Raw genomic sequence first — 15517 nt, 5'->3', positions numbered from 1 at the left:
TTCAAAGAAGATACGCGCTCAGCTTTCTCAAAGTAAGCCTTAAATTCTGGCGTATTAGCAATATAGGTACGGAATGTAGATTGTCCACAATCTAAACCATGGTTGTCTTTTAAATACTGCCAAAGATTGCGTCGATAATAAAATACCTGCTTAGAATCTTCTGATAAGAGGCTGGCAATAATCGGGTAGAACTCATCAATTTTAGATGGCTTATTACGCTTTGTTTTTGGTATAAAGCCATTTAGATATTTATCGATTGTTCGTCGATCTACTCCCATATCCCTTGCTAATTTACTTTTATTAATTTTCATGTTTAAATGCTCCATTACTTGTTTAAAATTTGCTAAATCTGAAAGACTATTAATTTTAAATTCTGTCTCAATCTCTAGTTGAATATGCATACTAACACCTCGGTATTAGTATGAAATGAATGAGCATTTTTGTACATTGTTATTCAAGCAGGAATGTACATATTTAAATTAGCATTTATAGTCAATAAAATCTTTACGAATGGTGAGGCACTTTGAATAAGGTGACTTCCAGACTACTCACTTTTCTGTAGACCAAGAAATAATTTGTTTCTGCCGCTATGCTTTCGCACAGATACATTGTGAAGTTCGGTTTGAATTTAGAACGGCATGCCAGAAGATACATACTTGGAGAAGTGGTTGAATGGAGTGGAGGTTGGGCGACTCCTCGGGGATCAGCGATATAGAGGAACGAAGGCTAAAAGCATCACGTCCTGTGATAACGCCTTCGTGACCAACATCCTGTTGCCCCGACGCCCCCAGGAAAGCGCCCAGCCGGAACGGAGATCGACCCCTCGCTTTGCCAAAGAATATGACATCTTAATCACATTGACCTGTAATATATTTACTAAAAAGTAGAGCGTATATATTTTCCATTCGAAATATTTGAAGTCGAGACGTTCAATGAATATTCAAGGTAATTTTTCCAATACTTCACAGCGATTTTTAACTTATTTCACAACTTACCTGTAAAGTAGTTATTAGTAATAGAAAAAAGAAATTGGGGGAAGCAATTGTGAAAAAAATATGGGTACCTGTACTGGCTGCATCACTTTTACTCGCGGCTTGTGGTACAGACAAAGATCAAGTGAAGGAAGAAGAAACGAAGCAAGATATCACAGCGAATGAGGCAGAAGCAAAGGAAAAATCTAAGCAAGTCGCTTCTTTAGTGGATCCGCGTTTAGAAGAGCCAAAAGAAGATACAATGTGTGAAATGTGTAATATGAAAGTATATATGAAGGACGAAGATATGGGTGAATTTTCTACTCAAGCAATAAAAGAGGATGGAACAGTTACCTTTTATGATGACATCGGCTGTTTAGTAAATGCCGAGGTTGCAAATAAAGAAAAGAACGAAAAATTTGTACGTGATTTTAATACAAAAGATTGGGTAAAGGTTGATGATGCAACTATCGTCAAAACAGACCTAAAATCTCCGATGAATTGGGGATATGTTTATTTCAAAGATAAAGCTGATGCAGACAAATATATTGCTGACAATCCAACTGCACATGTAGAGGAATTACAAAAAATTAAAGACGATGCATTAGAGCGTCGTGAAAAGAAAATGAAAGAAAAAGCTGAAAAAGAGGCCAAAGGTGAATCTGACTCCATGCATATGGAAGAAAAGAATCAAGACGGTCATAGTCATTAATCGAATGGACTAGGGGGATTCCTCTAGTCTTTTCGTGCTGAACTGGGAGGTAAGGATTGGTGAAAAAAATAGGGTTGGCCTTATTATTTTTTCTATTCATGAGTCAGACAGTGTACGCCGATTTCGATGTACAGGAGGCGATTAATGTCGCAAAGCCAGGGGAGGTTGTTCATATTCCTGCTGGTCGTTACCGAGGTAATTTTATTGTGACAAAACCGATAACACTACAAGGCGAAGAGGGAACTGAACTAATCGGTGAAAGTGACAAACCAGCACTTCGAATTGAAAACACTACTAATGTCAGTGTGGACAATATAACGTTATCAGGAAAAAGTAAAGCAATCGTTGTTAGTAATATAGATGGACTTAAGCTACGTAAGTTACAAATGAAAGATGTTCATACAGGTGTTCATATACAACGCTCCAAAAATGTGTGCATACAGGAAATCAATGTGACTGGTATTAAGGATCATTATTCCCAAAAAGGAAATGGGTTGGCTGTTTTTAAAAGTGAGGACATTACGATCGAGGGCAATACTATTGAGCAAGTACAGGATGGAATTTATGTAGAGGAGGTAAAGCGTATTGTTGTTCAACGTAATAAGGTGACGAGCAGTCGTTATGGTACGCATTTTATGTATACAAGTGATGCCAAAGCACTTTTTAATACATATGCTCACAATGTGACTGGCCTTATGATTATGATGACAACAGACATCCTCCTTGAAAATAATACAATAGCTAATCATTTTGATTTTAATGGCTACGGTATGCTGCTGTATGATGTGCAGCAAGCAAAAATTAAACATAACACAATCAAAAATAATCGGACTGGTGTTGCAATGCAGAGAAGTTCAACTATCCAAATTGAATCAAATGATTTTCAGATGAACCAAACTGCCCTTGAAGGTACAAAGGTCAGTAACGACACATTGGCTAGTAGTAATAACTTTACAGGAAATATTTTAACGGCGCGCTCCGATCAGCAAGGCTTTCAACTTAAAAATAATTATTATGATGATTACTCAGGGATTGATTTAAAAGACAATGGTATCGGTGATATTCCATATGTGGCTGTGTCAAGCTTTGGTCAATGGATGGTACGCCAGCCTGTTTACCAATATTTCGTAGCATCTCCGAGCGTCCTTTTACTGACATCTCTGGATCAGCAAATTAATAAAGTTGAAAAGAACATGCTTGTTGATCATACGCCGAAATTGGCGATGAAGCATGTGCAAGAAAAGAACAAGATGAACGTGGTGCAAATGCTAGTAGGTTTATTCTTGGCATTAAGTAGTTTATGGCTATGGAAAAGAGGGATCACAGAATGAAAAAATGGCTGATGAGTGTATTGCTATGTTGTGGTGTATTGGTGGGCTGTAGTGAAAAAACATATGAGCCTCGTGAAATAGTTAGTGAAACTGATGTATGTAAAATTTGCAATATGAGTATCGTTCATAATGCATATGCTGGCCAGATTGCATTGAAAAATGGCGATTATGAAATTTTTGATGATATTGGTTGCCTTATGGAATATATGAAAGCGAACGGGGAAGATGAGGTTGGCGCAGCCTATATTAAAGATGCGGCAAAAAATGAATGGATTGACGTTTTTAACGCTGTTTATGTGTACAACAAGGATTATTGGACTCCGATGAATTATGGGGTAGTTGCATTTGATTCGAAGGAAGCGGCACAGGACTGGATGACGACAGAGGGAGAAGGTCAACTACTAGACTATAAGGATTTACACGATTTTAAATGGGGGATCCATAAGTGATGAATAGTATGCTTATTAAACTAGAATTAAAGCAAATGCTCAGAAGTCGATGGATGCAACTTGTAGGCTTACTTTTCACGCTCGTGTTTACAGCTATCATTGTCATTCAGCAAATGGCATTACCAGATGTAGACGGTTTTACACGACAGACGGCCTCCTTTTTAAATGTATTATTGTTTTTATTGCCATTGTTTATATTAACGATCGGTAGTATGAGTGTAGCTGGTGATGTGGAATCAGGATGGTTTTCATTATTAAAAACATATCCAATGACACGTAGGCAATATATTGCAGGAAAGTATATTGCCTCTGTACTTGCCTTTTTATTGGTAGTGGCCGTGGCGTTCGGCGTAATATTAGCGCTCGGTGGATTTCTTGGTGGAGTGCGTTTGCCATTTATCTTCATAGTTCTAACTTTGCTATGTATTTTCATTTTTGTGTCATTGGCCATTGCAGTGGGAGCCTTTGCGAAAACAAGGCTATTTGCACTGTCGTTGTCACTTGTTTTTTGGTCCATTTTTTTATTGCTAATCTCTTACGCTTTAATGGCTATCGGAACTGTCGTGGCTGGTCATATTCTTCAAAAGCTGACGATTATAGCGATACATATTAATCCTGTGGAGTGGCTACGCTTTGGATACTTTATTTTTACAGATCAGGCGAGTGTTCTTGGACCAGCATTTTATAAAGTAACGCAGTTTTATTCGTCGCCACTAGGTTATGCATTATACGTAGCTGTGACATTGCTTTGGATAGTTTGTCCGTTAGCCTACACTAGCTTTCTCTTAAAGAAAGGAGATAGAAGATGATGCTATTAGAAACAAAGAAGTTATCAAATATCTATGATAATAATAGAGGTCTTCATGAAGCCTCCTTTTCTTTACAAACGGGGCGTATTTTAGCGCTTGTAGGGGGAAATGGCGCTGGTAAGAGTACTTTAATTCGCCTGCTAACTGGACAGGAAAAGCAAAAATCAGGAGAAATAATATGGCATAAGCCACAAGCCATTCGATACATGCCTGATGATGTGGACTTTCCTTCTATGTTAACAGCAGCAGAAATTTTGCAGCTACTTGCCTCGTTAAAGAAGATTGGTAAAAAGGAACAGGAGGAAGTACTAAGGCGCGTTGCTTTATGGGATGTTCGAAAACAAAAAGTGAAGCATTTCTCTAAGGGGATGCGTCAACGGCTTAATCTCGCTCAAAGTTTACTCGGTGAAGGCTCTTTGCTTATTTTAGATGAGCCGACTAATGGGCTCGATCCTTTCTGGATTGCGGAGTTGAAAAAAATGATGGTAGAGGAAAAAGCAAGGGGCTGCACGGTCATATTTTCTACGCATTTACTGTCTTTTGCGGAAGAAGTAGCGGACGATGTGTTGGTTTTACACGAAGGGAACATACTTATTTCTGGTGAATTAGAGGAAATACTTTTACAAGAAAATGCATCCTCGTTAGAGAATTTATGGTTAAAAAAATTAAATCTGTAACATTCTGATAGATAATGACGTTATACTAAAAGAAAGGTTTGCTTTGATTGTATTCACGCAGGCCTTCTTTTTCATGCTGAAGTATTATTACTTTTCTAGCTAAGTGCTCATAGTGGTAAAGCAATAGATGAACGTCTCATATAATTGTGTTACTAAACATATTTCGTTATTCTTAATGAGTTATCATACAATTTGAATAATTGTTGGGTGAAATAGGAGGTTTTTTAATTTATGAATTCACATATACAAAATGTATTAGAAAATATAGAAAAAGTAATGATCGGCAAAAGAGAGGTTGCAGAGCTTAGCATAGTAGCCCTACTAGCAAAGGGACATATCTTGCTTGAGGACGTACCAGGTGTCGGTAAAACAATGATGGTTCGAGCACTGGCAAAATCCTTTGAGGCACAATTTAAAAGGATTCAATTTACACCGGATTTATTACCGTCAGATGTTGTAGGGGTGTCGATTTATAATCCAAAAACGCTGGAATTCGAATTTCGACCTGGTCCGATCATGGGAGATGTAATTTTAGCGGATGAAATTAACCGTACTTCTCCAAAAACGCAATCTGCTTTACTTGAGGGGATGGAGGAAGCATCTGTCACTATTGATGGTAAAACCTTAACAATCAACCAACCATTTTTCGTTATGGCCACTCAAAATCCAATTGAGCATGAAGGAACATATCCGTTACCAGAGGCACAGCTAGATCGTTTCTTACTAAAAATAAAAATGGGCTATCCTTCAAGAGGGCAAGAAGTGGAAATTCTTCGTCGTGCTGAGCATGGTAAACCGATTGAAAAAATTGAAGCAGTACTAACAGTTTCACAATTAATTGAATTGCAGGAGCTTGTACAGGGTGTGCATGTTGAGGATTCAGTCAAAAACTATATGGTCGAATTGGCGACTCAAACGAGGGAAAATAACTATGTACATTTAGGAGTAAGTCCTCGCGCAACGATTGCTTTAATGAAGGCTTCACAAGCTTATGCATTTATAAAAGGGCGTAGTTTTGTTACTCCTGATGATGTTCAATATTTAGCACCATTTGTCTTTAGCCATCGTTTAATTTTAAAGCCAGATGCTCGCTATGATAACGTAACGGCAGAGGAAATTATTGAGCGTATTATTACGAAAACACCTGTGCCAACAAAGAGGTTTGCAGAGCAATGAAGAAATGGCAAGCCTTAATAGAGAAAAGTAAACATTTCCTTTTAGTTTCTTTGTTAATGATCATAACGTTTTGTTATGCCATGTTCCAAGGTGGGTTTGTCAGTTGGTTTGTATTTTTTACAGTTAGTCCGTTTTTGTTATACTCCTTTATTTTCTTACTAGTGAAAGAAGATATTTTACTGGTGGAACGCAAAATTGAGCCCTCCCGCGTAGAGAGTGGACAATCTGCTAAGGTAACAATTACGGTAGAGCGAAAAACACGCTTTCCGTTTGCTTATATGATGATGGAGGAACTTGTAAACAGCGAAGTCCTTATTCAATCGAGAGTACAAGGGACGAATACCATTAAGTTCGTTGGCTTCAGGAAAAGATTTAGCTGGAATTATGTGCTGGAAAATATGTCCCGTGGCGAGCATCGTTACTTAGGTGTTAATATTGTTTTCTGTGATTTTTTTGGCTGGGCAAAAAAGCAAGTTGTGGCAGACGGGGAACAAGTCATTTTAGTATACCCGAGAGTAAGCGAAATGAGGTATGCCGCGCTTCGAACAAAATTTGATGTTGGTACAATGATGTCACCTTATTCAATTGTTAAGGATACATCAATGGCTGTTGGTTTACGTGAGTATGTTCCGGGTGACCGTTTTTCGTGGATTCACTGGAAATCATTTGCGAAAACACAAACGTTGCAATCTAAGGAATTTGAAGATCGTCAATCACAGGAGTTAATGTTGGTACTCCATGCAGGAAAGTCTCCCTTATTTGAAGAAAAAATTGAGCTTGTAGCATCGATGCTACAAACAATTGTCGAAGAACGTGGAGATATTTCATTTGTTTCAGCTGGTTCTAAAACGAAGGTCTTTCCGGTTGTCCAAGGTAATAAGCAGCTAGACCAAATAATGCATCATTTAGCTGCAATAAAACCTGCTGAAAATGTCAAATTCCAATTTCAAAATCAGCAAGTGTTTAAGCGTGTTGCAACATTACTATATGTTACGAATGAAGTATCAGATGAATTAATACATTCTCTTGCCAATATGGCGAAAAGCTGTATTTGTTTTGTAGTAGCGGAGGACCCGCCTATGCAAACAGAGTTGGCGAAGCGTTATAAGCAAATCCAAGTTGTACATGTAAATCCAACAGATTATTACCATCTGTTCACGGAGGTGATGAAGCCGTGAAAAAATCACTAGGAGATTTTATAGAATTAGCAATAGCATACGTAATCATTTTTCTAATTTTACGTGAATGGCTTATTCCTGTAATGCAGCTAACAAATACAGGTGTGTTACATTTATTTTTAGTGTTTATCGGTTTATCATTGGTACTCAGTTTATTTCAAGTGCACCCGATACTGTCGGGATTAGTGAAATTTGGTTATATTACTTGGTTTATAGTGTTTGTTTATAGTGAAAGTCCCTTTTTCTCTGGACAGACAATACCGTTTTTAATGCATGAATGGAAATGGAATATGACTGCCATCCTTTCGGGCGATTTTGAAAAAGTATCGGATTCATTTAGAACGTTGCTCTTCGTTGCGCTTATTTGGATGTTAATATACCTGATACACCACTGGATAACCGTGCGGAAAAATATATTCTATTTCTTTGCTTTAACAGTATTCTTTATTGCCACACTAGATACATTTAGTGACTATGATGGAAAGGTGGCAATTGTTAAAGTTATTGTGCTTGGATTAATAATGACAGGCTTGCTTTTTGTTAAGCGCTTATGGCTTCAAACAGATGCACCGAGCAATTTCATAGGGAAGTGGAAACTGGTTATTCCGATGGTTGTTTCGGTAATGCTTGTTAGTGGAGTAGCATTCTATTTACCTAAGACAGGGCCAACTTGGGCTGATCCAGTCCCTTTTATTAAGGGGGTGGCAGGGCAAGATGGCAATGGAACAGGCGAAAAAACAGTTGGTTACAGCGAGGATGATAGCCAATTAGGGGGACCGTTCCAAGGTGATAACACACTAATATTTACGGCATCTACCCGTGATCGTCATTATTGGCGAATAGATACAAAGGATACTTATACTTCGAAGGGCTGGATTGTTTCGGAGGGGAACTTTGGAAAAAATGTCTACGAGACCGATACTCCTATCCAAACTTCATTACAAGTTGGATCTCCTGAAACTGAGCGACAGGTTCAAATGGACATTGCTGTTCCGATGCCTTTTTTAATTCAAACATATGGCATGATATCTGTTTCTACCCATGATTCACCGATCTTTATTCAAGATGAGCACACTGAAAAAATAGCAATAGAACAACAGAATGGCGAATCAAAATTATTATCTAACTATACGATTTCTTATAGTGAGCCAGTATTTAGCATGGAACAGCTCCAAATGGCAGAACCATCCACGCTAAAAACAGTAGATCCGTCTTTTGACCGTTTTTTACAATTGCCAGACACACTTCCACAACGTGTAGGGAATTTAGCGCAAGAAATCACACAGGATAAAGCTTCGGTCTATGATCAAATAAAAGCGATTGAAAAATATTTTTCATCTCATGGCTTTAGATACGATAAAAAAGAAGTAGCCATCCCGGCTGAGGATCAGGACTATGTTGACCAGTTTTTATTCGATACTAAAGTTGGCTACTGTGATAATTTCTCAACATCAATGGTTGTGCTTCTCCGTTCGGCAGGGATACCTGCACGCTGGGTGAAAGGCTTTGCACCTGGTAATCCTGGTCGAATATCAGACGGTTTACAAGAGTATCAAATTACAAATGATAATGCACATTCTTGGGTAGAAGCGTATATACCTGGAACAGGATGGATGGAGTTTGAACCGACAATTGGATTTTCAGGAAATGTGAATATTGATTATGATATTGAGCAAGATACTCCTCAGCAGGAGCAAGTATTGGAGCCAGAAAAAAAGCAAGAACAACCAAAGAAGGAAGAGCAAGAACCGAAGAAAGAAACTTCTAGCTCAACATCGTTTAGCTTTGATTCTGTGTGGACATGGGTGAAAAAGTATATTTACGTATGGATTGCTCTAGTCATTTTGATGATCATCGCTAGTATCGCTTTGTTTATGCAACGTAAAACGTGGATACCTAAAATCCAAGTACGCGCATTTCGTAAAAAAGAAGCGGATTGGGCAAATTTCGATGCTTCGTACCATGTTTTAACGAAGCAATTATCTCGTATTGGATTACGCAGGAAAGATGGCGAAACATTACGAGCATTTGCTCTAAGAGTAGATGCATCGCTTGAGACAGAGGAGATGCAAAAACTAACCGCTGTATATGAGCAACATATTTATGGTAAGGGCAAACACGAGGTAGACTTTATTGAGCTGAAAGAAAGTTGGGAATATTTAATCAATCGCACTATCGGTTGATTTTGATAGGTACAAAGAGTAAAATGAAAAAAATTATATATAGATGAGGATTGCTTTCATATAAGTTCGATAATAAGGTTCGGATGTTTCTACGAGATTACCGTAAATGATTTCTCTATGAAGGTGAATGTTTTGTTAGGTGAGAAGGTTAGTAAATCACTTTTCTTTGTGACGCATTCGCCTTTATACATCAAGAGCTTATGAACGCGTAGGAAGTTTTTACTTTCATACGCGTTTTCTTGAACATATGAAAAGTTCCTTTAAAAATAGTAGAAGAGGTGGAAATTTTGTCAGCTAGCCCTTTATTAGAGCAAGAAAAAATCGTTGTTCTTGACTTCGGTAGCCAATTTAACCAATTGATTACGCGTCGTATCCGTGAATTTGGTGTTTTCAGTGAGTTACATCCTCATACGATTACAGCAGAAGAAATTAAAAATATGAACGCAGCAGGTATCATCTTTTCGGGTGGTCCAAACTCAGTTTATGACGAAAATGCCTTCCATGTAGACCCAGCTATTTTCGAATTAGGCTTACCAATCCTAGGTATTTGCTATGGTATGCAATTAATGGCACATACGCAAGGTGGTAAAGTTGAAGGTGCTGAAACACGCGAATATGGTAAAGCAGAAATTAAAGTAACAGCTTCAAACAAGTTATTCGGTAACTTACCAACTGAACAAATCGTTTGGATGAGCCATGGTGACCATGTAACAGAAGTACCAGCTGGTTTTGAAGTAATTGCAACAAGTGCTGCTTGCCCTATCTCTGCAATGGCGAATGTAGAACGTAAACTATATGCAGTACAATTCCACCCAGAAGTACGTCACTCTGTATATGGTAACGACTTATTACGTCAGTTCGTATTTGACATTTGTGGAGCAAAAGGTGATTGGTCAATGGCAAACTTCATTGAACTTGAAATCGCAAAAATCCGCGAAACAGTAGGTGACAAAAAAGTATTATGTGCACTTTCTGGTGGTGTAGACTCATCAGTTGTTGCTGTTCTAATTCATAAAGCAATTGGCGACCAATTAACTTGTATGTTCGTAGACCACAACTTGAACCGTAAAGGTGAAGTTGAGCAAGTTATGAAAACATTCACAGAAGACTTTGACATGAATCTTATTAAAATTGATGCACGTCAACGTTTCATGGATAAACTTGCGGGCGTTTCTGACCCAGAGCAAAAACGTAAAATTATCGGTAACGAATTTATTTACGTATTTGATGAAGAGGCGGCTAAACTTGAAGGTATGGACTTCTTAGCACAAGGTACTCTTTACACAGATATCATTGAATCTGGTACATCAACTGCACAAACGATTAAATCACACCATAACGTTGGTGGTCTTCCAGAAGACATGCAATTCAAATTAATTGAGCCACTTAACACATTATTTAAAGACGAAGTGCGTGCATTAGGATTAGAGCTTGGCCTTGACGAAAAAATCGTTTGGCGTCAACCATTCCCAGGTCCTGGTCTAGGAATCCGTGTACTTGGTGAAGTAACAGAAGAAAAACTAGAAATCGTACGCGAATCTGATTTCATCTTACGTGAAGAGATCGCAAAAGCTGGTCTTGATCGCGATATTTGGCAATACTTCACGGTATTACCTGACATCCGTTCAGTTGGCGTAATGGGCGATGCACGTACGTATGACTACTCAATCGGTATCCGTGCGGTAACATCTATCGACGGTATGACTTCAGACTGGGCACGCATTCCTTGGGATGTACTAGAGAAAATCTCTGTCCGCCTAGTAAACGAAGTAAAACACGTTAACCGCGTACTGTATGATATTACATCTAAGCCACCAGCAACTATCGAGTGGGAATAGACCTTGTATTTATAAGGTAGTTGACAGCTTTAAAAGCTGATATATCAACGTTGATCGTGTCCTTAGTTAGTGGAATCACTTCTAACGTGCAACTATTTATAGGTAAAATTAAACTCTCTTTTATTTAGTTTCGGTAACTAAATAAAAGGGAGTTTTTTATTGGTTAAAATTACGGAACTGATAGATGATTTTGAATTGAGTCAACAGGTTCAAGAATGGAAGAAGCAATATACTGCACTTTGTAGGTATCGTTCATATATTTCATAAGACTTCTTGGAAGGTAAAAATTGGACATTGTTAAATGATTGCAAATAGAATATTATGAATATTGAAGAAAGGGTGTGTTTAATATGAATCTAAAGACTGCTAAAGAAGTTATTAAAGAACTACAGGTAACTATGTCACATATGTGTCCGGAAGAAAAAATGAATTTAGAAGTTTGGCTTAAAGAGTATTACATAGACGAAATAATAAAAAAAGAGAGTAATAGTGCACGTACATAAGTTTATATTTAGAATGCATTTTGATAGCTAGTCATCAGAAATGGGGGCACTTCTTTTTGGAGGTGTCCTTTCTAACTGAATATCATACCCCACATAGTTGTCACACTATTAGTTCGTTATTTGAACTAGTAGGGCAATTTTTTGTTTTCTTGGTCTGAAAATGGTCTGTATATAGTTGGAAGGGAAAGAGATTTTTTCTTAGACCTTTTATTTTGTGATACCAATTTTAATACCATAAATTTAAATAAAGGAAGTATTTGTTGTTTTGTTGAATATAAAAATTAGAGCTATAGCGGATCAAAATCCACAATTTGAACAGTTGAGTTTTCTTAATAAGTGAGGGGGAATAGAATTAATTCCAAAGTATATTCCGGAATGGTCCGTCAATGAAACAGATTCGTATTAGGAAATAGTTATACGGTGAATCGTTAGGTATAGTAAACTAATAAATGTAAATAAGACTCTATGTCGCTGTTTAATTTAAGGGGGAATAAGATGGGAAAAGTTATTGCGATTCATACACTTGCTGTTGGTATGCCGAAAGAATTGCATTATAGTAATGGGCGTTCAATGATTACAGGGATTGAAAAGCAAAAAGTACAAGAGGTCTTTTTGTCCGTTCGTGGATTTGAGGGGGACGATGTAGCAGATAAAAAACATCATGGTGGTCCTGACCGTGCTGTTTGTTTATATCCTGCAGAGCATTACATACAATGGGAACAGGAACTGGGTAAACCGTTGCCGACAGCAGCGTTCGGTGAAAACCTAACAGTAACGAATATGTTAGAATCGGATATTTGTATTGGCGATATTTATAAAATAGGTGATGCTATCATCCAAATTACCCAAGGACGTGTACCATGTAGTACGATTGATAAATATACCGAGGCGAACACATTACTCAAACGTTTAATTGAAACAGGTTATACAGGCTTCCTTGCTCGAGTACTGGAAGAAGGGGCAATCTGTGCGGATTCAAAAATTGAATTAGTGGAAAAACACCCTGAACGTATTTCAGTTTTACATTGCAACGAAGTGTATTTTAAAAACAAAGACGCATTTGCGATGAAACGTATACAAGCAGTTGATGCATTAGCGGAAGATTGGAAACAAAAATTAGAAAAAAGAATTCAGCTCTTGCAAAATAAAGTGATGAATTAAATATAACGCCTCTATTTTAGCGGATGTTTGTACACCCGTTGAAAAAAGTTAAAATCCTTTAGAATTCGAATGAGTTCAAGAGGATTTTTTATTTTAAAACTATGGTCCAACGTTCAGTCCTAATCTATTTATGTAACGATCTATTTGAAATGTGAACATTAAATAAGAATTTTACACGAACTTTCGTGTAACTTTTGTGAAAAATGTTCGGAAATAGGGTTGAAATCTAAAAAATGAAATGATATATTACGATTGTAAATTAAATAAGTCGTCGTATAATGTCGGGGATAAGGCCCGTGAGTTTCTACCAAGTTACCGTAAATAACTTGACTACGATTTTAGTTATATATATTAATGTATAGACACTAAATTAATTTCTCACAATAATGGTGATGAAATGTATCGTAGACATGCGACTAGTAGAGTAGTCAGTGTGTCTTTTTTGTTTTCGATATTGAAGACGACCATACGGAGGATTTCTTTAAAATGAAAAAGTATTTCATGTTCGATGAATTAGGAACTAATTATCGCCGCGAAATAATAGGTGGTATTACTACATTCCTTGCTATGGCTTACATTTTAGCTGTTAACCCTGGCATCTTAGAAAATGCAGGGATGGATAAAGGTGCTGTATTCGTAGCTACAGCATTAGCAGCTGCAGTCGGTTCTCTGATTATGGGTATATTCGCTAAATTCCCAATTTCCCTTGCTCCTGGTATGGGCTTAAACGCATTCTTTGCCTTCACGGTAGTTGGAGCTTACGGTATTCCTTGGCAGACTGGTTTAACAGGTGTTTTCTTCTCAGGGATTATCTTTATCATTCTTTCACTAACAGGTATTCGTGAAACAGTTATTAATGCAATTCCGGTCCAACTTAAATATGCAGTTTCAGCAGGAATTGGATTGTTTATAACATTTGTAGGTTTACAAGGAGCGGGTATCCTCGTAGATAGCCCAGCTACATTGGTTACATTAGGAACATTCACTGGTTCAACTTTACTAGCTGTATTTGGGATTGTCCTTTCAATTATTCTTATTATTAAACTACGCAGTATTGGTATTTTCTTAGGGATGGTTATAACAGCAATTGTTGGTATGATTACAGGAGTGATTGATGCTCCTACAGCAGTTATTTCAGCAATTCCGAGTGTAGATTCTACATTTATGGTAGCTCTAGATCCAATTCGTCATGACTTTGGTTCTTTATTAAACGTTAAATTTTTAGTAGTTGTCTTAACATTCTTGTTTGTAGATTTCTTTGATACAGCAGGTACTTTAATGGCAGTTGCAACACAAGCAGGATTAGTAAAAGATAATAAATTACCACGTGCAAGCCGTGCATTGATGGCGGATGCTCTTGCAACAACAATTGGTTCTTTATTTGGTACATCAACAACTACTGCGTATGTAGAGTCAACTTCTGGTGTAGCAGCAGGTGCTCGTTCAGGTTTCTCTGCTGTTGTAACGGCAATGTTGTTCTTAGTAGCATTATTCTTCTCACCGTTACTTGCTGTGGTAACTCCAGCGGTAACAGCGCCAGCTCTAGTCATTGTAGGTGTTTTGATGGTATCCTCATTACGTTTAATTGATTGGGATAAATTCGAAATTGCAGTACCTGCTTTCTTTACAGTAATAATGATGCCTCTTGGTTACTCAATTGCTACTGGTATTGCTATAGGATTTGTATTCTATCCAGTAACAATGCTTTTAGCGGGTCGTAAAAAAGAAATTCATCCTATGATGTACGGATTGTTCTTTGTCTTCCTTGCATACTTTATCTGGGTACGCTAATTATAAATACACAATAGAAATATAAAAAGCACCTACAATTGTTAGAAACGAAACTAACAATTGTAGGTGCTTTCTTATTGGAGAATTAAAAACTATAAAAATATAAAACGATTTTAATGGCTAGAAAAGGGAAGCTACTAATATGAGAGATCAGCGGTTATAGTGTCAATGTAAAGCATATCACTTTCATATGTAGTTGAAGTTGATTCACATATTATAGAAGAAACTCCTTTTTTATTTAATTAGAATAGTTTTACTTTAATAATCCGCTTGCAAACTTACTATTAAGGTGATATATTTATAAACGTTGTTACGAAAGAAACAACAACAACAACAACAAAACATTAACATATATAGTTGACATAAAGTTAACAACATGTTAAAGTATAGAAAGTCACTTAAATGCGACAAACAAATGAACCTTGAAAACTGAACAAGCAAAACGTAATCAATAAAGTTTTTAGTAGCTAACCTTGAGTTGGTGAACGAAACAAAATTTTGGACATCAAACATGATGCCAGCAAAACAATTTGAGCTTATCAAATTTCTTTTTATGGAGAGTTTGATCCTGGCTCAGGACGAACGCTGGCGGCGTGCCTAATACATGCAAGTCGAGCGAACAGAGAAGGAGCTTGCTCCTTTGACGTTAGCGGCGGACGGGTGAGTAACACGTGGGCAACCTACCTTATAGTTTGGGATAACTCCGGGAAACCGGGGCTAATACCGAATAATCTATTT

General features: G+C 37.4%; 12 protein-coding genes, 1 rRNA gene, 1 pseudogene and 2 riboswitches. Of the genes and pseudogenes, 13 read left to right on the top strand and 1 reads right to left on the bottom strand.

Going from position 1 to position 15517, the window contains the following annotated elements; all coding sequences use genetic code 11:
• Positions 1 to 401: pseudogene (locus ABE34_RS12025) on the bottom strand (IS21 family transposase); the annotation flags it as partial.
• 643 nt (positions 402 to 1044) lie between these two features.
• Here ABE34_RS12025 and ABE34_RS12020 point away from each other — a divergent pair.
• The 13 genes from ABE34_RS12020 to ABE34_RS11960 form a co-directional block, all read left to right on the top strand.
• Positions 1045 to 1683, top strand: a complete 639-nt coding sequence (locus tag ABE34_RS12020; protein WP_197142810.1) for a nitrous oxide reductase accessory protein NosL — start codon at positions 1045 to 1047, stop codon at positions 1681 to 1683.
• A 59-nt stretch (positions 1684 to 1742) separates the two neighbouring features.
• On the top strand, positions 1743 to 3014 hold the full coding sequence (locus ABE34_RS12015) for a right-handed parallel beta-helix repeat-containing protein (RefSeq protein ID WP_346655555.1): 1272 nt from the start codon (positions 1743 to 1745) through the stop codon (positions 3012 to 3014).
• The gene (locus tag ABE34_RS12010; RefSeq protein WP_241747139.1) at positions 3011 to 3463 is read left to right on the top strand and encodes a nitrous oxide reductase accessory protein NosL; all 453 of its coding nucleotides are present in this window, start codon (positions 3011 to 3013) and stop codon (positions 3461 to 3463) included. The genes ABE34_RS12015 and ABE34_RS12010 overlap by 4 nt, the downstream gene beginning before the upstream one ends.
• Complete coding sequence (locus tag ABE34_RS12005) at positions 3463 to 4272, top strand: ABC transporter permease (protein ID WP_241747141.1); 810 nt, start codon at positions 3463 to 3465, stop codon at positions 4270 to 4272. Before ABE34_RS12010 ends, ABE34_RS12005 begins: the two co-directional genes overlap by 1 nt.
• Positions 4269 to 4949: an ABC transporter ATP-binding protein gene (locus ABE34_RS12000; RefSeq protein ID WP_197142808.1), complete on the top strand. Its 681-nt coding sequence runs from the start codon at positions 4269 to 4271 to the stop codon at positions 4947 to 4949. The genes ABE34_RS12005 and ABE34_RS12000 overlap by 4 nt, the downstream gene beginning before the upstream one ends.
• Before the next feature lie 231 nt (positions 4950 to 5180).
• Positions 5181 to 6125 carry an AAA family ATPase gene (locus tag ABE34_RS11995; RefSeq protein ID WP_197142806.1) on the top strand — a complete coding sequence of 315 codons (945 nt, stop codon included), beginning with the start codon at positions 5181 to 5183 and terminating at the stop codon, positions 6123 to 6125.
• Entirely contained in the window at positions 6122 to 7303 is a 1182-nt protein-coding gene (locus tag ABE34_RS11990; RefSeq protein ID WP_197142804.1) for a DUF58 domain-containing protein, read from the top strand. Before ABE34_RS11995 ends, ABE34_RS11990 begins: the two co-directional genes overlap by 4 nt.
• Positions 7300 to 9486 carry a transglutaminaseTgpA domain-containing protein gene (locus ABE34_RS25640; protein WP_197142802.1) on the top strand — a complete coding sequence of 729 codons (2187 nt, stop codon included), beginning with the start codon at positions 7300 to 7302 and terminating at the stop codon, positions 9484 to 9486. Before ABE34_RS11990 ends, ABE34_RS25640 begins: the two co-directional genes overlap by 4 nt.
• A 36-nt stretch (positions 9487 to 9522) precedes the next feature.
• Positions 9523 to 9624, top strand: a riboswitch (purine riboswitch).
• Positions 9625 to 9773: 149 nt separating this feature from the next.
• Positions 9774 to 11324 carry a glutamine-hydrolyzing GMP synthase gene (gene guaA, locus ABE34_RS11980; protein WP_197142800.1) on the top strand — a complete coding sequence of 517 codons (1551 nt, stop codon included), beginning with the start codon at positions 9774 to 9776 and terminating at the stop codon, positions 11322 to 11324.
• Positions 11325 to 11674: 350 nt separating this feature from the next.
• The gene (locus tag ABE34_RS11975) at positions 11675 to 11827 is read left to right on the top strand and encodes a hypothetical protein (RefSeq protein WP_197142790.1); all 153 of its coding nucleotides are present in this window, start codon (positions 11675 to 11677) and stop codon (positions 11825 to 11827) included.
• 495 nt (positions 11828 to 12322) lie between these two features.
• Complete coding sequence (locus ABE34_RS11970) at positions 12323 to 12988, top strand: MOSC domain-containing protein (protein WP_197142788.1); 666 nt, start codon at positions 12323 to 12325, stop codon at positions 12986 to 12988.
• Positions 12989 to 13239: 251 nt separating this feature from the next.
• A riboswitch (purine riboswitch) is annotated at positions 13240 to 13341 on the top strand.
• A 133-nt stretch (positions 13342 to 13474) separates the two neighbouring features.
• Complete coding sequence (locus tag ABE34_RS11965) at positions 13475 to 14779, top strand: NCS2 family permease (protein ID WP_197142787.1); 1305 nt, start codon at positions 13475 to 13477, stop codon at positions 14777 to 14779.
• 550 nt (positions 14780 to 15329) lie between these two features.
• Positions 15330 to 15517, top strand: a 16S ribosomal RNA gene (locus ABE34_RS11960); the annotation flags it as partial.

Source organism: Lysinibacillus sphaericus, assembly GCF_015844675.1.
In the GTDB taxonomy this organism is placed as follows: Bacteria; Bacillota; Bacilli; order Bacillales_A; family Planococcaceae; genus Lysinibacillus; species Lysinibacillus sphaericus_E.
The sequence above is the reverse complement of the archived record's forward strand: the minus strand, read 5'-3'. Positions and strand labels throughout refer to the sequence as shown.